This window comes from Acinetobacter sp. YH12116, assembly GCF_013418895.1.
Taxonomy (GTDB): Bacteria; Pseudomonadota; Gammaproteobacteria; order Pseudomonadales; family Moraxellaceae; genus Acinetobacter; species Acinetobacter indicus.
Map to the genome: position 1 here is coordinate 1 of NZ_VPBE01000036.1, position 19,744 is coordinate 19,744.

Sequence of the window (19,744 nt, forward strand, 5' to 3'; positions counted from 1 at the left end):
CGTAACGTCTGTGATTTTTTGGGGTTCTATCTGCGACTAAAGTGCCTTCCTCATCCCATCTTCTTAGGGTTTGGATGGAAACACCCAGTGTTTTAGCTGCAACGCCAATACTAACATATCTACTCATCTGTATATAATAATATAGAAATAAGTAGATTTCAATTAGCAGTTATTAACCCTCTCATTAACTGGCTTTAGGTAGCGACTCAAGATCTGGGGATGGCTTTTCATTCCGGTCGACCCATTTGGCCGGGAAGAATTTTTCCGCGCCGCGGTTTAATAGCGCCGACAGCGGCCGTGGCAAGGCAATCCCGAGCGGATTCTGCTCCTGCAAATCCGGTGAAGATATAACCCGGGTGCCCAGAATATAGTCAAACCAGGGCTTGGTTACACACCAGTTGGCATCCTGATTGCTGTTCATATGATGGTCATAGTGCCAGGGAATTTTTGTTCTGGCCCACTCTGGCTCCAAATGGGCACGGCGGTGAATATAGTAATAATTCAGGGCACTATACATGCTGCCGGCCATCATGCCTTTGGAAATCGGGAAAAATACCAGCCCAAATACACCCGCGGCGGCGGCCAGCGAAATAATCTCGTTTTTATTGCGCCAGTGCGACCAGCCAATCACATAGCTTTCATCATTAAACTGATTTTTCCGCACCTCACGATGATGCTCCCAATGCGAACGCATACTGCGTGGCACCGGACTGTGACGCGGCTGCCCCGGCCGATGGGTACCATGTAATACATATTTATGTGCCACCCATTCAAAGGCATTGGCCACCAATAAACCTGCAATAAATCCTTTTAACATGCTCCAGTCCTCCTGTGCTTTTCCTTCACTATAAGCGTCGGCACAGGCTAGATATTGACGGAAAAATTGAATATGATTGACAAATCACGACAAGAATAAAATGACAAGCTATGCAACGGATAAAGGATTATACCGGCTCGATTTATGGTGGCTTGGCCCAGTTGTTGTACGACTTTTATCAAGCACAACAGCTGCCGGTTCCAGAAAAATTACAGCAGGTTCAACATCAGGAACGTTTTGATTATATTCTCTGGCGCGACTTGCTGACCGAACTGGAACAGCAGCTACAGCGTCCGGCGTTGGGACTGGAAATTGCCGCACTGGTGCAGCCCAAACATCTGGGCATTATTGCCTATATTGCCCTGTCCTGTGACAATCTGGGCGAAGCGTTGCAACGCTATCATGACTTTCACCGGCTGGTGTATGACGGCAGTCCGTTACAGGTGGAAGTGCAAGGCAATTATCTCTCCATTCGCTGGGCTGATCTGCCGCCGACCATGACCACGCAACTGACCAATGAAATTGCCATTGCGCTGATGGTGGAATTCCTGAAACATTTTATGGAATTTCAGGATATTTGCCTGCATGAGGTGCATTTCCAGAATCCGGCGCCACGACATGTGGCACTGTATGAGCAGTATTTTCATTGCAAGGTACGTTTTTCCCAGGAAAAAACCCAGGTGCTAATGCCGTTGCAGGAGCTGTCCAAACCCTTTTATCAGGGGGATCAGACCTTACAGCATTTATTGCTCCAACAGGCCAAGGCTCTGCTGGAAAAACTGCCAAATTCCACCCAGATTGACCACCGTTTACAGCAGGCGATTCTGACCGGTTTACAACGCAATATGTACCAGATTGAACATATTGCCCAGCAGCTGAATTTGTCAGTACGGCAGTTACAACGGCATTTACAGCAGCAAGGCACCACCTATCAACAACGGATTCAGGAAGTACGCTGCTTACTGGCCGAACAATATTTAAAAGATCCACATTTAAGCCTGCAGGAAATTGCCCTGCTGCTCGGCTATTCGGAACAGAGTGCCTTTCAGCGTGCCTTTAAGCAGTGGACCCAGCACACTCCACAGCAATGGCGTCAGAACAACTTAACCAATCTTTCATCTTTTTAGTTTAATTTGAAGCACATAAAAAAAGAGTATTTTACAAAAATAATGTGATATATTTCACACTTTATAATTTTCATCACATAAATAAAATTCTGGAGACATGAAAATGAATAAATATTGTGCAGAATTTCTGGGGACCTTTTGACTGGTATTCGGCGGCTGTGGTAGTGCCGTGCTGGCTGCAGCCTTCCCTGAACTGGGCATTGGCTTTGTCGGCGTATCGATTGCCTTTGGTTTAACCGTTTTAACCGCAGCCTATGCCTTGGGGCATATTTCAGGCGGTCACTTTAACCCGGCCGTGAGTCTGGGCTTATGGGCCGGCGGCCGTTTTGAAGCCAAAGAACTGCTCCCGTATATCGTTGCCCAGGTATTGGGTGCTGTCGTCGCGGCCTGGATTTTATACCTGATTGTCCAGGGTCAGGCCGGTTTTAGCGGCACCGGTGGTTTTGCCAGCAATGGTTTTGGTGAATTATCCCCGGGGCAATATTCACTCGTTTCAGCACTGATCATTGAAATTGTCTGAACCGCCTTTTTCCTGATTATTATTTTAGGCGCTACCGATCAGCGTGCGCCGGCCGGTTTTGCGCCAATTGCAATTGGTCTGGCCTTAACCCTGATTCACTTAATCAGTATTCCGGTCACCAACACCTCAGTCAACCCGGCCCGTAGTACCGGTGTAGCGTTCTTTGCAGAAACTGCAGCCTTAAGCCAGCTCTGGTTATTCTGGGTTGCACCAATGATTGGTGCGGTAATTGGCGCGGTGATTTATAAAGTGGTTGGCAAGAAGGACTAATCTTGCTGCACGTCCTACAAGCTCACTTCGGTGGGCTTTTTTATATTTTAAATGAACAGTTTATTAGTTAGAGCGTAAAAACCCTGTCCTCTAAGACAGGAAGAATGTCAAAGAAAAGGATTTTCGATTTCCCGTACTTCGGTACGCTGGACTTTTTCAGGCAGATTTGGCTCTTTTTCCAGAGCCGCAACCACCTCATTCAGCAGTGCCTGCAAGGCTTTAGCCGCAGCCAGACCCGCCTGGTCCTTGGTGAGCTGTAAATTGCCATAGACATTCACGCAGTCCAGATCATTCTCGACAGTCAGATCATGAATGGCATGAGATTCTGTCCCATGTTGAAACGGTTTAAACATACCCACCTCGGCCGTAATGCTTGTTGTTGTGGCAGGATCAATTGCCATCCTGCCGTTTATATGCGCTGATCAGCTTTTATTCATTAACTGTAAGATATAGTGCAACAAGGCCTCAATCAACTGCTTAATGATGGCATCCTGGGTATCGGCATCCAAGGTTGTACCACTGGCAGTGGCCGTGCTACCTCCCGATTTAAACTGACGCTGTAAGGCCTGTAGCTGCTCCGGGGCAACATCTTCAGCACACTGGCTTTCTGCATCCCAATGCGAATATTCCAGTGGTTTATTGGCTTTTACCGCGTTGGCGGTCAGCGGCAATTTATAGGTATTGCGTTTTTGCTCTTCGGTCAGCTGCGGAAACAGGTTAATGCCCAACTGTTCTTCTAAATAACAGACGCTGACCACCTTGACCTGCAGGGAATTGTCATTCGGTGCATAGTAGGCGCCAATTGCGCCGGTTTTAGGTAAGTAAATGGCTTTATACACCGAGGTTGGAACAATCACCCCATTACCAATCGCTTTCAGTTTTTTGCCACTAAAAGTCGGCCCGGTAATGACATACACATCCTGTTTATGCTTGGTCACCAGCGCACGGGTGGCTTCTTCCAGTTCACGCCAGACCTGCTGATTATTCTTCGGCGCTTGCGGCACCATATTGGCCAGCGAGAAACTGTCGTATTGCGCCGCTTTATTGGACATATCCGCATTTGGGGCCATATGTCCGCGGTCATAACCTGAACCACGATAATCCGCCAAGGTCGCGCGGTGCTGCTCTTTCACCCGCTCTTCTTCATGGAAACTGTCTTCACGGGGAATTTTCTGGCTTAAACGCGCCGGGGTCAGACTTTCTGCCACCCACAGCGGAGTTTTGGACACGCCGGAATACATCACATTAAAACCATTAAAGCACAGCGGATAACTGTCTTTGCGCAGGCTGTCTTTAATTAAATACGGCGGCACATCACGGTAAAATTGTTCCAGACAGGCACTATTCGAAGTGCTTGGTGTCAAGGACATCCACTGGCTGATTTTTTCCTGTCCAAAGGCAATCGCGAAACTGCCAGCGGCCACCACACCTAAAACAACTTTTAAACTTCCTTGATGAAAAAAGGGAAAGAGAGGCTGACTTGTACTGCGCTTTTTTCTGGCCATTACACTGCTAAAAACTATAAGAATCACATATTGGCCGAGCTTAACAAGGGGTCTGCAGCTTGTATATGTTCTGGCTGTTGTTCGCTTAACAATTAGACAATAAACCGCTGTACAGGCGGTGACTGTGTAACAGTCTGTCAGAGTTTTAACGCAGTTTATGATAAGTCTGGATGGCTTTCAGTGTGATGCGTTGCGTCAGGCCAAGGTTATATGCCAAGGTAGTTCACGAAAAAATCGTGTGATAAAAATTTGATGGAGGAATCTATGTATTCCAAATTACTGGGTGCCGGCCTGATTACCGGTTTAATGAGTGCAACTGCCTTTGCCGAACCTCCCATTCAACCGGGTGATACCCTGGAAAGCTTATCGAAAGCCAAAGTGGTGACCACGGTCAATGGTCAGCCGGGTTCATTGCAGGATATCGTGGCCAGCGGTCAGGTGCGCATTGTCTCTGAAGCCAATCCGCAAGTGGTTCAGCCGATGCCGACCAATCCGCAGCTGGATGTGATTCCGGCAGATGCACCCGCCCAGGCGCCAGGCCATGATGCCCCGGTACAAGCGGTTGCACCCGATGCATCAGCGCTGACCTCACAACCGGTACCGGCCGGCCAGTCAACCGATCCGCTGGCACAGGGCGCGCAGCCTATTACTGAACCACCCGCAGCAGAGTTGACTGCACCAGCAGCGGAAGCCGCCCAGAATGCAGCGCCCATGATGGACTCCTCAGCTGAAGCGCCGGTGAATGGTATAGAAGCCGAAACCGATGTTACCCAGGAAGCCTTAGCCGCTGCACCAGAAGCAGCACCAATGGCAGACCCTGCTATTCAGGCCGCACCTGAAGCTGGCGCCGAGCAAATGCAAGCGCCTGTTCAAGCCTTACCTGAAGCCCCAAGCCTGAATGAAGCCAATTAAAGACCTGTTTTAGGCTTTTATCCTCCAAAAAAACCAGAGCTATGCTCTGGTTTTTTTATTGCAGTTGCGTTGAGACCACGCCGTTGCATCAGATCTGGATTTGACTGCCCAGCTCCACAACCCGGTTGGTCGGAATCTGGTAGAAGTCACTGACCGGACTGGTATTGCGCTGCATCGAAATAAACAGCTTTTCCCGCCACGGTGCCATGCCTTCGCCGACTGTGCTGATAATGCGTTCACGTGAAATAAAGAAGCTCATTTGCATCATGTCGAATTCAAAGCCCAATTCATCATAGGCCTGCTTTAACGCGCGCGGAATATTCGGCTGATCTTTAAAACCGTAATAGATAAAAATCCGGTAAAAACGTTCATCTAGCCGTTCAATCTGCACCCGCTCTTCTTGCGGCACATACGGAATATCGCGCGTCACCACCGTCACCATAATATTGCGCTCATGCAGCACCTTGTTGTGCTTGATGTTATGCAGCATCGCATGTGGCACGATATTCGGCGTACCAGTCAAGAATACCGCTTCGCCCGGCACAAATTTGGTGTCATTGCCCATGCTGATACTTTTAATAAACAGCTCAATCGGCAAGGCATCTTTTTCCAGATGATGAATCAGCAAGGCGCGGCCATCTTTCCAGGTCATCAGGAGGGTAAATACAATGGCACCAATTAAAATTGGTACCCAGCCACCGGCGACAATTTTCAGTGAGGTTGAACCGACAAAAATCAGATCCAGAATTAAAAAAGGCAGTGCAAACAGCAGCACTTTCCACACCGGCCAGCGCCAGAAACCATAGGCCAGAATGGAAATTAAAATGGTGCCGCAGAGCATGGTCATGGTCACCGCTACGCCATAGGCACTGGCCAGATTGGCACTGTTTTCAAACAGCAGAATCAGAATCACCACCGATACAAACAGTACCCAGTTAATGAACGGCAAATAAATCTGGCCCTGTTCCACTTCTGAGGTATGCTTGACCGATAAACGCGGCAAATAACGCAGCTGAATAGCCTGATTGACCATCGAAAATACACCGGTAATTACCGCCTGTGAGGCAATCACCGCCGCAGCCGTGGCCAGCGCAATCATCGGATACAGACCCCAGTCCGGCACCAGCAGATAGAAAGGATTGGTAATCGCGTCCGGATCACGCAGCAACAAGGCGCCCTGTCCGGCGTAATTCAATAACAGACATGGCAGCACAATCACAAACCAGGCCATCCGGATTGGCAAGCGGCCAAAATGCCCCATATCGGCATAAATCGCTTCACCACCGGTCATGGTCAAAATGACTGCGCCCATGGTTAAAAAGGCCACATAAGGCTGTTCCAGCACAAAGTTGATGGCCCAGTGCGGGCTGATCATCGCCAGCACATACGGCGTCTGGATAATACTCCACAGCCCCACCCCGCCAATCGACAGGAACCAGAGCAGGGTCAACGGCCCAAAGAAGGTGCCCATGATGCCGGTACCATGACGCTGCACCAGAAACAGTCCGGCCAGAATCCCGATAGATAAGGGAATCAGCCACTGGTTAAACATCGGGGTGGCAATACTCAGCCCTTCAATCGCCGACAGCACCGAAATGGCCGGGGTAATAATCCCATCACCAAAAAACAGCGATGCACCAATAAAGCCCAGTGCAATCAGGTAGATTTTCTTCTGTTCAGAAATACGGGTGGTACGCAGGTTTAAGGCCAGCAGCGACATAATCCCGCCTTCACCGTTGTTGTCTGCACGCATGATGATGGTGACGTATTTAAAGCTGATGGTCAGCATCATGCACCAGAAGATCAGCGATAAAATCCCCAGAACACTGCCTTCAGAAATGGCCAGATGTGCGGTCAGGAAACATTGACGCAAGGCATAGAGTGGACTCGTTCCAATGTCACCAAAAACTACGCCCAGTGCCGCGAGGGTAATCACAGGCAGGGCGGCTTTTTTTGCAGTACTTTGCATAGAATGTCTTCATGGATAGACCGTATTTTTGCGCATAATAGCACCAGCCCAAAAGTTTTTCCGCAAATCAATTGTTTCAGCTTGGCAGAGTGACTTTTTTTGGGTATTATCCACGGCCTATGGTGAGGTGTCCGAGTGGCTGAAGGAGCACGCCTGGAAAGTGTGTATACGTTGACGCGTATCGAGGGTTCGAATCCCTCTCTCACCGCCAGAATGTTTAAAAAGACTCAAATTGTAAAATTTGGGTCTTTTTTTTATGCTTCGACTTTTCTGCTTTTTCAAAATTATTCAGTTCCAGACAGTGAAATTATCTGATTGTTTCTGGATTAGATTTTAAAATAACAACAGTACTTTTATTTTTTTGAATTTAAAAACTTGAGCCTGAATACATCCGCTAAGTTTTAAATTCATCAGCTTTTGAATTTAAATTTATAGTTGAAAAAGCAGAGCCTCTATCGCATCTGCTTCCCTAAAATTTAAATGGATGGTCAAGTTTTTAACACAGATAAAACAGGAAACCTGAGATAGACTTTTTCTATCAAATTCAAAACTATATTGATAAATTCATTGACTTGTAGCGCTTATTTTTCCAGCACCATCTCAGGCTTTGCTGAAAATAGCATCAATTTTTCTGACTCCCCGTTCATCTTTTGGGTTGTTAAGCATGATCTTCGGGTTATGCCATCCTGCCCGCATATATGTGAAAGTTACAGCCTGCCACAGTTCCAACCTGTTTTTAAACCACAGATGTCAACAAAAAGTCATCATCTCATGCTACAACAATAAAAAGTGGCATAGAATTCGCAAGCTTTACAGCAGCAAGCATTGTGCTATGTTAAACACAGACCTAAACAGAACAAGGAGAACAATAGGCAAAATAAACAACTGTTTAAAACTATTAACTTAAAAAATATTCTTCATTTAATCGTGCCAAAAAAGATGTTTAAAGCCAATCAGTCAAAAAACTGCTATTCGGGAGCGAGCATGAATAACAGCGCAAATTATGTCAAACAAATTAAAAATGCCAAACGTGGTGGTTATACCCCCACCATCGCCAAAGACCTCAATCGACATAAAATTCAAAAAGCCCTTAAACTTATTGAGCAGTGGAGATCTCTCGCCAACGAACTCAAACCACAAATGCAACTCGATATGGCTTTTACCCTTGAAGAATGTGCACAAGATTTAGACCGTATTTTAAGGAGCAAGTAGCACGCCTCTGCGGCACTTAACCCCCCTTTATTTTAAATTCAAAACAATAGCTCGCCCTGAACGTGAGCTATTGTTGTCTTGAGCAGAAACTTGCCTCTTCCACGATGTTTAAGCGCGAAAACAAGAGCTGGATAAAAATAAAACAGCGCCTGTCGCCTACTTTTAATTGCTTATTTTTTCGCTTGCGCCCGAATTAAAAATCTGTAAAATGCAACTCCACAATGCCGGCATAGCTCAGTTGGTAGAGCAACTGACTTGTAATCAGTAGGTCCACAGTTCGAATCCGTGTGCCGGCACCATTTTCTTAGGCTCGCTATTTTAGTGGGCCTTTGTTGTTTTTATGGCGCTATTTTTTCTGCTTTATTGCGTGTGTGCGGTCACTTGCACATATCTCACCCAGCCATCTTTATATAAACGTCGGCACAGCTTTGCGGTCATGGCAATCTTGATCCGGTCCAGACCTGAACTGTGCTGCGGCCAGTGCAGCTGCTGGATATATTCGGCAAATCTGTTTAACACTGGTGCAGATAAATCTTCAATCTGAATCTGGGTAAAACCGCGTTCCTGCAAACACTGCTCCAGTTGTACTGCGGTTTTCAGTTCCGGCAACGACACATCCGCCGCCTTTAATAAAGCGCGATAAGCGTGCTGCTGCACAGTATTTGAATTTAAAAACTGCGGTGACAATATCAGGGTGTGAAAACCCAGACGGCCTTTTGAATTTAAAACCGGTTGCACGGCATCCAGAAATGAATTCAAAGCATGATGATAGGCCGCATCAATACACAGCACCACATCAAATGGCGCCAGAGGTATGAGATTTTTTAAATTTAAAAAAGACTGCGCATAGATGGGCAGCTCTGGCCAGCGCGCTTGAATCTGCTCGACACAGGTCGTTTGCAGTTCAACGGCGGTAATATTTGAGAGTTGATAATGCTGTTGCCAGTGCAACAGGCTGGCGCCCTGTCCACAGCCTAAATCGAGCAGCCGATCTGTGGATTGCAACTGAACGGCTTCGGCCAAATGATCGGCCAGCTGCTGGCACGCCGCCGGATAGTCCTGTGCAGATGAGTGCCAGTAGCCCAGATTGCTCCAGGGCAACTCGGCAGGATCTCCCAAAAGCGCTGCATTGATTGCATATTTATGGGAAGGAGCCTGTCGAAAAATTGCCTGAAGCCAGCGCATAGATTAATAGCCGAGTTGGGGAGCAACCTCTACTTTAGGTTTTAAGCCCACAAACGGCAACGGTGCACCAAAAATTTCTGCAATATGCATGGCTGAAGTCACGGCTGATTCTAAAATTGGCAAGCCGTCACATGACCATGAACCACAGAAGAACACCTTGCGATCAGCGACTTTATGACGCTGTTGCAATTCTTTGTTCAGTGCCACAGTTTTTGAATCCACCACCGCACGGGTCAGGGTGACAGAAGAAATGACTTTCTTCGGATCAATAGGCGTGACCGGACGCCAGGTCTGGAACACCGGCGTTTTACCGACCAGCGATGGCTCAATCGAGTTTAGCCAGACAGTAAATTGCTGACGGGTAAACTTGCGGTCCATCATATAGCTCAGTACCGACCAGTCTTTGCGTTTTGGCGGCATCACTGTGCTATCGGTATGAATCACCAATTCGCCCTGTTCAAACTTGAACTGCTTTAACAAGGCAATATCTTCGGCAAACTGTTCACGATCGAGGAAGTTCTCGATATTGGTGGTTGGGGTGGCCACCACCACACGGTCAAATACCGTAGTTTCGCCTTCGGCATTTTTGACATAGACCTGATCATCTTGCTGGCTAATATGGGTGATGGGTGAACCACTCTTGATATGAATACCTTCAATCAGCTTATTCACCAGCGCCGGAGTGCCACCCTGAATACGCAACAGCGCATCACCATCGGTCAATTGACGCAAGAAGGTCAACAGCGGCTTCGCTGGCCATTCGCCAATGGTTTTCGGGTTACAGGTACAGATGGTGTACAACACCGGCATTACCGCGCCATGCCAGAACACTTCTTCAATTTCATTCTGGTTGATGAACTCAGCCAGGGTAATGTCCTGATTCTTCGACCGGAAGAATTTGGCAATTGCCGTTTTTAACTGCAACATGCCTTTAACCAGACGCCAGCCGTATTGCTGCAAGCCTTTACGGTTATTGATAATCGGGAAATTCCCGATACGCGTACGCGAGGTGGTTAACCAGGTTTCGGTCCGGTCTTCAAATAACCAGCTACAGGCCATATAGGTCCGTACCGGGAAGGTCGGAATACCCAGATAGGTGGCTAAACTGAGCGTGTTTTTCCACAAATGCGGATTCATGACCCGCAGCGGTGCGTCAATTAAACCGCCTTCAAACTCAGTACTGTGGCTGTCCATTCCACGTCCAGGCAGAGCTTCAAAAATTGTAATGTTATGCCCTGCATCTTTAAGAATTCTTGCGGTAGCTAGCCCAGCCATGCCACTACCGATGACTGCAATATCCAAAACGTCTTATCCGTTAATGAAAACATTGACCGAAATTATGAACCATGCCTTGCCAAAATGAGCTATTAAAAACTACCAGATTCACCCTTTTTACAAAGTGTAATAAAGTTCTAAAATGCCACTTCTGTTACATTTTTTAACGTATTTTCAAGCCCCGTGTAAATATAAGAAATACCTGAAATTTTATTTATTAATTTTTAAAAATCATTTAAAAACAATAGGTATAAATTAACCAGTTTTAGAATAGTTGTTTTACAAAGTGCGTGCTTTCCGCTAGTATACGCTCCACACAAGAATGACAACCACATCACATAAAATCATTACAGATAATGATACAAATGAGATAAAACAAGAAACTTAACAGCGCAATAACAAGAAAGCCTCTGATTTTTATCAGAGGCTTTTTTCTTTTCGCAGCAGGATCGCTGAATGCTTAGCTTTGCGGCGGAATTTGGCCAAACTTACCAGAATGAAAGTCCTCAAAGGCCTGAATAATTTCCTGTTTGCTGTTCATCACAAAAGGACCATGGCCTTGAATTGGCTCATTTAATGGCTCACCGGTCAGAATTAAAAACTGTGTTTCCTGCTGCGCCTGCAACTGAATGGTCGGCTCGGCATCGCGGGCAAACATCACGATAGAACTGTCCTGCACCTGTTGATTGCCATTCACCAGCAGCTCACCTTTTAGCACCACCAGCAGGACATTGTGAGTCACCGGGACATGCACAAAGGTTTGCGCATCTTTATGTAAGCTACCATCCCAGACATTGACCGGACTAAAGGTCTGTGCCGGCCCGGTGTGACCTAAATAGTTCCCGGCAATCACCCGGAGGTGCCCGGCGGCATCGTCCAGTTCAATTCGGGGAATATCGGCAGCGGCAATGGCCTGATAACGCGGCGCGGTCATTTTGTCTTTGGCTGGCAAATTGACCCAGAGCTGGACCATTTCAAACAGTCCACCGGCTTCGGCAAAATCGGCAGAATGAAACTCTTCATGCACCACGCCGGCACCGGCTGTCATCCACTGCACATCACCCGTCTGAATGGTGCCCCCGCCACCGGCCGAATCTTGATGGGTGACGGCGCCCTGATAGGCCAGAGTCACAGTTTCAAAGCCACGATGCGGATGTGAACCCACACCACGCTGCGCTATCGTTGCCTCAAACGGATAAGGCGCAGCATAGTCGAGCATTAAAAACGGGCTGATGGCCTGACCTAAACGGTCATAAGCAAACAGGTTCTGTACCAGAAAACCATCACCGACCCAGTGCATGTTTTTATTTCGATATAAACCAATTATTTTTTTCATACTGTCCTGCGCCTGCAAGGAGAATTGATCGTTTCATGTTAAGCCTTTGCGGTGCGGCCAGCTAGCGCAAATCTGGCATACTGCATTGCAAGAATAGAATCATCCAGGCGCATCCGGATTCTGCTTGGTTTCTCTTTCAACAGACAAAAAAAATCCAGAACCGGAGTTCTGGATTTTCATCAGAAGATAAATGCAACTGGATTAGATTTTACCGACCAGGTCGATTGACGGTGCAAGCGTTGCTTCACCTTCTTTCCATTTTGCCGGGCAAACTTCACCTGGGTGTGCATGGACATATTGCGCTGCTTTGACTTTACGTAGCAGTTCCTGGGCATCACGGCCAATACCGCCAGCGTTAATTTCAACGATCTGGATGGTACCTTCCGGATCAATCACGAAAGTACCACGGTCAGCCAGACCTTCAGCCTCAATTAACACTTCAAAGTTTTTTGCCAGAGTCCAGGTTGGATCGCCAATCAGCGGATACTGGATTTTACCAATCACGTCTGAAGTATCGTGCCAGGCTTTATGGGTGAAGTGGGTATCAGTGGATACGCCATAAATTTCAACGCCCATTTTCTGGAATTCAGCATAATGATCAGCCAGATCGCCTAATTCGGTTGGACAGACAAAGGTAAAGTCTGCAGGATAGAAAAATACCACCGACCATTTACCGATCATGTCCTGCTCAGACACTTCAATGAATTGACCATTCTGGTAAGCAGTAGCGTTAAAGGCTTTCACTTGGGTATTGATTAAACTCATTTTGTATTCCTCAGTGCGTTGTGGGGATTGCTTATCTTGTGAAGCTAGAATACAAAACTGAGGTAAATCGGTAAAACAGTACTTTTTTATAAAAATAATCGGAAATACAGATTTAAATATTCTATCTCCATTGAAGTTTTTATCGTTTTCCTCAATTGATCTATCCTACTTTTCACACAGGCAATAAAAAACCCTTTGCCAAAACAAAGGGTTTTTATCAATTTCTGCTTTAGATGATGACCTTAAAATGGTAAGTCATCATCCAAATCTGCCGGTGCAGGCGTTGCAGCAGGAGCTGGTTTCGGTTGCTGATAACCACCCTGGTTGCCATAGCCACCACCAGCATTATTGTTGTTAAAACCACCTTGAGCTTGCGGCGCATAGCCACCCTGGTTGTTATTGCTATAACCACCGCCCTGGTTATTGTTAAAACGTGGCTGGCTAAAACCATTATCGCCCTGCTCACTTTGCTGACGACCAGAGTCCAGCATCTGCATTTGCTCGCCACGAATTTCTGTGGTGTAGCGTTCCTGACCATTCTGATCGGTCCACTGACGGGTACGCAATGAACCTTCAATATAGACTTTTGAACCTTTGCGTAAGTATTGCTGCGCGATTTCACCTAAACGGTTATGCAGCACAATACGGTGCCATTCGGTTTGCTCTTTACGCTCACCGGTGGTTTTATCGGTCCACGCATCACTGGTGGCAATGGAAAATTGAGTAAGCGAGCCACCATTCGGGAAAGTTTTTGTTTCTGGATCTCGACCTAAAGTACCAACTAAGATGACTTTGCTCACCAATCTTTACTATAATTATTTTTTAATTTTTTATATCAATTAATTAAAGTAATTTTTTATATTTTAACTCTATTTATATTTCTGTAACAATAAGAGACTATTTTTTAAGCACATAACTCATTTTTTGCCAAATTATCTTGTTACAAAAAAACTATTAGATAGTTACAAGTAATAAATTTAATATGCAAAATAAGTTAACTCTAAATAAAGAACGTACGCTAATGGCATTAGAAAAAATAGAAACATTGACTTCGATAAAGACCTCTGATGGTTTAGTTGTAACGAATAAAGTCGTCACATCATCAAATGGTGATCTAGAAACCTATTATTTCTCTTATATTATTGATGATAAAAGGAAAGTATTCGTTTCTGATGAGGTACGTTCAAATCTAAAAAAATTGGAAATTGAAAACGTAGTTATTGGATTTTTAGCACACCCTTTTGTTTTAGACAAAATAGTACCAATATAGAGCTATATTTATAATCAAAATAATAGAACATATTCAGTTATATCTGAAAATCCTTAATTTCAAATACAAATGTATAGCGCAACAAAGAGGTTAGACTTATTCTAATCTAACCTCTGCCAACTATTTTAATTAAAATACTTGTTACGACTATTGCATATTCTTATACAAATGGACACTAAGTATCGCTAGCATATGTACAATGATTCTTATCTAACTTGGACACTTAAACTTGTTAAAAGATATCTTATAAGTGCTAACTAACAATCCAATATTTCAAACCCCAAACTTTTCAAATCCTTCTGTTCAGAAGAATTTAGTTTTTTAACACACCATACTAAAACATGCTTTGGTCTTGAGGATGCAACATACGCAAATCGCGCAGCTTCAGATGTTTTATCTCCAATCCAATGAGACCAATGTGTGCCAGTTCCATTCCGTGTAGGGTTTGAGATCAGCATAGTAGCTTCATGTGTTTCACCTTTAACACCATGGATAGTAGATTTTCTGAATTTGATATCTAATGAATCATTTTTACGGTGATAGTTAGAGATGCAGTGTGTTGCTTTACCACTTGGAGACTTAATTTTAAGGTCTGAATTTTTTAATGCTTCATAAATTTCAGTAAGAACAAATTCTTGCTCATGTAAATTGATGATTACCTAGTATTCTTTAAAAGTCAGTACTTTAACATGGAAAGGCTTCTACGGCCTTAAGTACAGAAAGTAGTCCATTCATACTTTCCATCTGTTCTATAGGAACTCCTCCAGTTAATGAATTAGGAGAATTGAGAAAATGATGCATCCATTTAATATCACCACCATTCAGGCTATAAACAGCTCTGTAAATTCGAATTACAATTAGTGCTATTTCCCCTGATTGAGAATTCGGATCTAAGGTTTGTAATTCAGAAAATTCACCATCAACACCTTCCAGATTTAGAATCCTTAAAAATTGCTCTGGCTTTAGTCCAAGCTGTTCAGCAGCTTTCCAGGACGCTTTAGCCAGAAGTCTGGATCTATCTATTTGTTGTGAATGTGGACTCATGATCGTGTCCTTAATATAAGAAACAGTTCTTTTTACATTACATTAAAATTAGGAACGTGGCCTAAATTTTATTCAATCGAACAGTTTTGATGGCACTGTTGCAAATAGGCTGACATGATAAGCTAAATATCTTATTTATTTCGAGATACAGCAGATGAATCCCTTCCATGGTCGGCACTTTCAAGGTGAAATCATTCTTTGGGCTGTTCGTTGGTATTGTAAATATGGCATCAGCTATCGTGAACTTCAAGAAATGCTCGCTGAACGAGGTGTGAATGTTGACCACACCAAAATTTATCGTTGGGTTCAGCGTTATGCTCCAGAAATGGAAAAACGCTTACGCTGGTATTGGCGTAATCCTACAGATTTACATTCATGGCATATGGATGAGACTTATATCAAAGTGAAGGGGCGATGGACTTACCTGTATCGTGCAGTTGATCAACGTGGTCATACGATTGACTTTTACCTTTCCGCTAGACGGAACAGTAAATCAGCCTATTGTTTTTTAGGAAAGATCTTCAATACGGTGAAAAAATGGCAAATTCCACGGGTCATCAATACAGATAAAGCAGCGACCTATGGCCATGCTTTATCACGGTTAAAGCGAGAAGGAAAATGTCCAGTAGATATTGAGCACAGGCAGATTAAGTATAAAAATAATGTCATTGAATGTGATCATGGTAAGTTAAAGCGGATCATCAGGGCCACATTAGGATTCAAATCTATGAAGACGGCTTATGCCACAATTAAAGGTATTGAAGTCATGCGTGCACTACGTAAAGGACAAGCATCGTCATTTTATTATGGTCAGCCTCAAGGTGAAGTAACAGGGTTTTCGGTCTCTAAGCACTTTTAAAAAGGAACTTCATCGACTCAAATCTCTATTTGCAACAGTGCCCTCTGTTCTCAGGCCTTTCATGAACTTACTTAATATAAAATCTCTTATGCGAAGTCATAGAATGGAAGTTAATCCCCCATTCTTTAATTCAATTTTCTCTGAATAACAACTCGATTTCGTCCCATTGAGGTAATGTATGCTTTTTAGGTACGACTTCGAACTGTAAGTCGACACAACTCAGTACTTTTTCAAACAAGTCAAAAGAGCCTGTGAAATGACCATTTTCAATCTCAGAAATTGTTGTTTTATTGACTCCAGATTTCTCTGATACATTCTTTTGTGTATAACCTAGATTTTTCCTAGACAATTTTATTTTTTCTCCGATTTCTTTTCTAGTAGCCATAATTTCTGATTTTTCCCTATATTTAATGTTAGCTATATAGCGAAATAGAGTATAAATTATACAAAGTTCGCCATATAGCTAACATCAGATTTTACCTTTATCCATTTTCTGAATCTGATTTAAATGAAGTTCAAGATACTTTAATTCTAATTGCTGAGCACTAAAAATAGATTATTGCTGAAAAAAAATTGGATTACACTTCAAATGGATTAAAAATGGCTTTGTTGCACAAAGATTTCATAAATATATGATTTTAAAAGTTTTGATTATTTTTTGATCCAAAATTAAATTTATTTAAATCAGATGCTTACATATTTATGCAACAAAGCCCATTCATTATAGAACTCAGAAAATTCTGAGTTTATGTACAAGTCATGGTGCTGTACATGATTTCGAACTCTTCAAACGTAACTTGAATCAGATTCCTGTAGGCTCCTTTATTCTTGCAGATAAAGGCTATCAAGGGATTTACGCAGTGTATCCAAATAGTCTATTGCCATTAAAAGCAAAAAAATGTTGCAAACTGACTCCTGAGCTAAAGCTTTACAATCAAGAAATTAATAAAAGAAGAATTGGCATTGAGCATGTATTTGGTAGTTTAAAAACCTTCAAAATCCTTGCCGAGCGATATCGCAACCGAGGTAAAAGACTTGGTTTGAGATTCAATTTAATTGCGGGAATCTATAATTTAGAGCTGAGTAAAAAATGACTTATGAAAGAACTCTATTGTAATGCAATATGCATTACAAAGATAGTTCGTATAACGCCCATTATGTTAAATATATATCAATTTGATCTTTAGAATTAATTCTATTACTTGTCATTTATAATCAATGCATTATTATAAGATATAAATAATTTAAGGAAAATCAAGTGAGTAGAATTAATAGTTACAGCGCATTTTATGTAAGTGAACCTTTTGACCCATCTTCATTAGGAGCATATGCTACACATGACTTTTGTCATTATCAGATGCTAAAAGCATGGAAAGGAAAAGATGGTAGTTTTCCATTTTATAACGCTCATGAAACGACTTATAACGTTCGAGATAATAGTAATTGGGAGCAAACCTTAAAACCTAGATTAAGAGAAAGATTAAGAAATTCAAAAAATATTATTCTTTTTTTAAGTTCAAAGACTAAAAACTCAAGAGCATTAAGAGAAGAAATTGATTATGGCGTGAATGTACTTAAACTACCAATTATTGTTGTTTATCCAGAATTTACGACATACAGTGAACTTTTATCAGTAAATGGACAATTTAAAAATGAAGTGACTCAATTGTGGGATAATTTACCAATTTTCAGGGACTCTAAAAAAAATATTCCTGTTTTACATGTTCCCTTAAATAAGTCCTTACTTCATAACGCACTATTAAACAAAGGATTTACAGTACAGTCACCTCTAGAATCTAAAGACTATAAATTATAATGAAAGTTAAAATATTTAATAAAAAGTTGAGAGATTCCTTTTTTTTAAAAATATCTCTATTCAGTGCCTTTGCAACATTATTACTTGCTTTTGTTCCCATACCATCAAAGATACAAGGCTTATTAGGTGGAGTATTCTTAGTATTTTTAGTGATTATTTATATCTATGATTGGAGAAAAGCAAATAAATTAAATTCAGTTGAAATTGATATTGAAGGTACTACAGTTTGTATTAAGGAAGGCGATATTTTTGAAGAAGATGGATTGAAGGTAATTGCTTTTAATGAATATTTTGACACTTTAGTTGATAATAAAATTATTAATGAAGTTTCTCTAAATGGAATTTTTTTACAAAAAAAATTAGATATAGAAATAAGTGCTCTTGATCAAGAGATTGATAACTATCCTTTTGAGGATAATGAAATATTAGAGGAAAACGTAGATCGTTTAGTTGGAAAGAAAAAGAAGTTTAAAATAGGAACTATATTTGTTCATAATGACTATATTTTGACTGCTTTTTCTAAATTTGACTCCTCTAATAGAGCTAATTTAACCATGCCTGAGTATCTAGGATTTCTAATAACATTCTGGGACAAAGTAAATATAGTTTATGGGCAGCGCAGTGTTTCTGTCCCTATATTTGGTTCAGGTATTACAAGGATTAAAGAGCATAGGGGAATTAGTGATGAGGACTTACTAAAAATTATGATTTGGACATTCAGAATTAGCGAAATGAGATTTAAACATCCTGCTAAATTAACTATTGTTATTCACTCTGAAAAAATGAATAAAATAAATTTATTGGATATTCAGGAAACAAAGAATGGAATTTGATTAAGATTTCCTTAAATTAACATAATACACCTTATATGAAACACTTTATATTTATCATTAAATTTCAGTATATTAGATTAAGCCGCTCTAGGAAGTAAGGCACCAGAGCGGCTTTTTATTGATTATTCATGTTCCACGCTTAAAATTCGAACAGTGTTTCATGATTTTTATAAGTTAAACTAAATTTAGTTGCTAATCCCAATAAGCTATTCACTAACTTGTAAATATCGGTATACCGCCTGACGACTAATCCCAAAAGCTTTCCCTAATGCCATTTTCGATGGATACTTCCCCTCCTTCCATGCTTGTCGTAAAGCTTCAGCTTGGTCAGGCTTTAGTTTATGCACCCGACCTTTGTACTTCCCCTGAGCAGAGGCGAGTTTTATTCCTTCCTTTTGCCGCTCTAAAATGATCTCACGTTCGAACTGTGCAAAAGCACCCATCATTTGAAGCATCAAATTATCCATCGGGGTGGATTCGGCTGTAAAAGTAATATTTTCTTTTACAAACTGGATGGCGATCCCTCGTTTGACCAGTTTATCTACTTCAGTGACCAAATCTTTTAGGCTTCGCGCAAAACGATCCATTGAATGTACAATCACCCTGTCCCCTTCCCGGACATAGTTCAACATTTCCTGAAATTTAGGTCGGTCAGTATTTTTACCTGAAGCACGGTCAACAAAAATCCGGTCGACCTCAATTCCTTCAAGTTGACGTCCAGTGTTTTGCTCGACAGAACTTACCCGGACATACCCTACTTTTTGGCCTTTCACTTTTTCACGCCCCAATTGGATAAAAATGAACAATTTCGTAAATTATAAATCTTTAACACTAAAGTTACATGTTACTTATGATTAAAAATCATTTAAATGATACATAATTTCATGAACTTTCAGATTGTAACTTTAGGGTATACTTTAAAGTTACACAAAACATCTATATGAAGACTAAAGTCCAAATTAGTGTTTATGTTGGTTCAATGTATTACATTTCGTATTTTCTATTTGTAACGTAATTTCAGTAATATTA

Annotated in this window: 21 protein-coding genes, 2 tRNA genes and 1 pseudogene; 11 read left to right on the plus strand and 13 right to left on the minus strand. The window is 42.5% G+C overall.

What is annotated here, in order from left to right; translation table 11 throughout:
- Both FTU54_RS13640 and FTU54_RS13645 read right to left on the minus strand, forming a co-directional pair.
- A partial coding sequence (locus tag FTU54_RS13640; protein ID WP_180074836.1) for a MerR family DNA-binding transcriptional regulator occupies nucleotides 1-127 on the minus strand: 127 nt, incomplete at its 3' end.
- A gap of 57 nt (nucleotides 128-184) precedes the next feature.
- Nucleotides 185-817 carry a hypothetical protein gene (locus FTU54_RS13645; RefSeq protein WP_104472616.1) on the minus strand — a complete coding sequence of 211 codons (633 nt, stop codon included), beginning with the start codon at nucleotides 815-817 and terminating at the stop codon, nucleotides 185-187.
- Nucleotides 818-927: 110 nt separating this feature from the next.
- Here FTU54_RS13645 and FTU54_RS13650 point away from each other — a divergent pair, with 110 nt between their 5' ends.
- Together FTU54_RS13650 and aqpZ are read left to right on the plus strand one after the other, a co-directional pair.
- Entirely contained in the window at nucleotides 928-1,944 is a 1,017-nt protein-coding gene (locus tag FTU54_RS13650) for an AraC family transcriptional regulator (RefSeq protein WP_168408842.1), read from the plus strand.
- A 142-nt stretch (nucleotides 1,945-2,086) separates the two neighbouring features.
- Nucleotides 2,087-2,734 (plus strand): annotated as a pseudogene (gene aqpZ, locus FTU54_RS13655) (aquaporin Z).
- A 107-nt stretch (nucleotides 2,735-2,841) separates the two neighbouring features.
- Here the strand turns inward: aqpZ and FTU54_RS13660 are convergent.
- Both FTU54_RS13660 and FTU54_RS13665 read right to left on the minus strand, forming a co-directional pair.
- Nucleotides 2,842-3,087, minus strand: coding sequence for a hypothetical protein (locus FTU54_RS13660; protein ID WP_005180612.1), 246 nt, complete (start codon nucleotides 3,085-3,087; stop codon nucleotides 2,842-2,844).
- A gap of 69 nt (nucleotides 3,088-3,156) precedes the next feature.
- The gene (locus FTU54_RS13665) at nucleotides 3,157-4,239 is read right to left on the minus strand and encodes a DNA/RNA non-specific endonuclease (protein ID WP_180047389.1); all 1,083 of its coding nucleotides are present in this window, start codon (nucleotides 4,237-4,239) and stop codon (nucleotides 3,157-3,159) included.
- Nucleotides 4,240-4,503: 264 nt separating this feature from the next.
- On the opposite strand from FTU54_RS13665, the gene FTU54_RS13670 reads away from it, so the two are divergent.
- Nucleotides 4,504-5,151, plus strand: coding sequence for a hypothetical protein (locus FTU54_RS13670; protein ID WP_163141045.1), 648 nt, complete (start codon nucleotides 4,504-4,506; stop codon nucleotides 5,149-5,151).
- A gap of 88 nt (nucleotides 5,152-5,239) precedes the next feature.
- Here the strand turns inward: FTU54_RS13670 and FTU54_RS13675 are convergent, their stop codons facing one another.
- Complete coding sequence (locus FTU54_RS13675) at nucleotides 5,240-7,120, minus strand: potassium transporter Kup (protein WP_104513218.1); 1,881 nt, start codon at nucleotides 7,118-7,120, stop codon at nucleotides 5,240-5,242.
- A gap of 121 nt (nucleotides 7,121-7,241) precedes the next feature.
- On the opposite strand from FTU54_RS13675, the gene FTU54_RS13680 reads away from it, so the two are divergent.
- The 3 genes from FTU54_RS13680 to FTU54_RS13690 all read left to right on the plus strand — a co-directional run bounded on the left by FTU54_RS13680 (nucleotide 7,242) and on the right by FTU54_RS13690 (nucleotide 8,631).
- A tRNA-Ser gene (locus FTU54_RS13680) sits at nucleotides 7,242-7,331 on the plus strand.
- Nucleotides 7,332-8,104: 773 nt separating this feature from the next.
- A complete protein-coding gene (locus FTU54_RS13685) occupies nucleotides 8,105-8,332 on the plus strand; it encodes a hypothetical protein (protein WP_005180651.1) in 228 nt (75 codons plus the stop codon).
- A gap of 223 nt (nucleotides 8,333-8,555) precedes the next feature.
- Nucleotides 8,556-8,631, plus strand: a tRNA-Thr gene (locus FTU54_RS13690).
- A 61-nt stretch (nucleotides 8,632-8,692) separates the two neighbouring features.
- Here FTU54_RS13690 and FTU54_RS13695 read toward each other — a convergent pair.
- The 5 genes from FTU54_RS13695 to ssb form a co-directional block, all read right to left on the minus strand.
- Nucleotides 8,693-9,517 carry a cyclopropane-fatty-acyl-phospholipid synthase family protein gene (locus FTU54_RS13695; protein WP_180047391.1) on the minus strand — a complete coding sequence of 275 codons (825 nt, stop codon included), beginning with the start codon at nucleotides 9,515-9,517 and terminating at the stop codon, nucleotides 8,693-8,695.
- A gap of 3 nt (nucleotides 9,518-9,520) precedes the next feature.
- Entirely contained in the window at nucleotides 9,521-10,819 is a 1,299-nt protein-coding gene (locus tag FTU54_RS13700) for an FAD-dependent oxidoreductase (RefSeq protein WP_180074837.1), read from the minus strand.
- A gap of 433 nt (nucleotides 10,820-11,252) precedes the next feature.
- The gene (locus tag FTU54_RS13705) at nucleotides 11,253-12,128 is read right to left on the minus strand and encodes a pirin family protein (protein ID WP_168416949.1); all 876 of its coding nucleotides are present in this window, start codon (nucleotides 12,126-12,128) and stop codon (nucleotides 11,253-11,255) included.
- Nucleotides 12,129-12,329: 201 nt separating this feature from the next.
- Nucleotides 12,330-12,893, minus strand: a complete 564-nt coding sequence (gene ahpC / locus FTU54_RS13710) for an alkyl hydroperoxide reductase subunit C (protein ID WP_005180661.1) — start codon at nucleotides 12,891-12,893, stop codon at nucleotides 12,330-12,332.
- Nucleotides 12,894-13,135: 242 nt separating this feature from the next.
- Nucleotides 13,136-13,696: a single-stranded DNA-binding protein gene (gene ssb, locus FTU54_RS13715; RefSeq protein ID WP_180074838.1), complete on the minus strand. Its 561-nt coding sequence runs from the start codon at nucleotides 13,694-13,696 to the stop codon at nucleotides 13,136-13,138.
- A gap of 179 nt (nucleotides 13,697-13,875) precedes the next feature.
- On the opposite strand from ssb, the gene FTU54_RS13720 reads away from it, so the two are divergent.
- Nucleotides 13,876-14,163: a hypothetical protein gene (locus tag FTU54_RS13720; protein ID WP_180074839.1), complete on the plus strand. Its 288-nt coding sequence runs from the start codon at nucleotides 13,876-13,878 to the stop codon at nucleotides 14,161-14,163.
- A 684-nt stretch (nucleotides 14,164-14,847) separates the two neighbouring features.
- Here FTU54_RS13720 and FTU54_RS13725 read toward each other — a convergent pair.
- Complete coding sequence (locus tag FTU54_RS13725; protein ID WP_168370874.1) at nucleotides 14,848-15,207, minus strand: hypothetical protein; 360 nt, start codon at nucleotides 15,205-15,207, stop codon at nucleotides 14,848-14,850.
- A 154-nt stretch (nucleotides 15,208-15,361) separates the two neighbouring features.
- On the opposite strand from FTU54_RS13725, the gene FTU54_RS13730 reads away from it, so the two are divergent.
- Nucleotides 15,362-16,066 carry an IS6-like element IS1008 family transposase gene (locus FTU54_RS13730; protein WP_180074840.1) on the plus strand — a complete coding sequence of 235 codons (705 nt, stop codon included), beginning with the start codon at nucleotides 15,362-15,364 and terminating at the stop codon, nucleotides 16,064-16,066.
- Nucleotides 16,067-16,196: 130 nt separating this feature from the next.
- Here FTU54_RS13730 and FTU54_RS13735 read toward each other — a convergent pair whose 3' ends face one another.
- A complete protein-coding gene (locus FTU54_RS13735) occupies nucleotides 16,197-16,451 on the minus strand; it encodes a helix-turn-helix domain-containing protein (protein ID WP_180074841.1) in 255 nt (84 codons plus the stop codon).
- Between the two features lie 331 nt (nucleotides 16,452-16,782).
- Here FTU54_RS13735 and FTU54_RS13740 point away from each other — a divergent pair, with 331 nt between their 5' ends.
- From FTU54_RS13740 to FTU54_RS13750, 3 genes are all read left to right on the plus strand, one after another.
- A complete protein-coding gene (locus FTU54_RS13740) occupies nucleotides 16,783-17,160 on the plus strand; it encodes a transposase (RefSeq protein ID WP_265596404.1) in 378 nt (125 codons plus the stop codon).
- 164 nt (nucleotides 17,161-17,324) lie between these two features.
- On the plus strand, nucleotides 17,325-17,882 hold the full coding sequence (locus FTU54_RS13745) for a TIR domain-containing protein (RefSeq protein WP_026094005.1): 558 nt from the start codon (nucleotides 17,325-17,327) through the stop codon (nucleotides 17,880-17,882).
- Complete coding sequence (locus FTU54_RS13750; RefSeq protein WP_019383561.1) at nucleotides 17,882-18,715, plus strand: macro domain-containing protein; 834 nt, start codon at nucleotides 17,882-17,884, stop codon at nucleotides 18,713-18,715. Before FTU54_RS13745 ends, FTU54_RS13750 begins: the two co-directional genes overlap by 1 nt.
- A gap of 206 nt (nucleotides 18,716-18,921) precedes the next feature.
- Here the strand turns inward: FTU54_RS13750 and FTU54_RS13755 are convergent, their stop codons facing one another.
- Nucleotides 18,922-19,488, minus strand: a complete 567-nt coding sequence (locus FTU54_RS13755; protein WP_000678311.1) for a recombinase family protein — start codon at nucleotides 19,486-19,488, stop codon at nucleotides 18,922-18,924.
- Nucleotides 19,489-19,744: the final 256 nt, after the last annotated feature.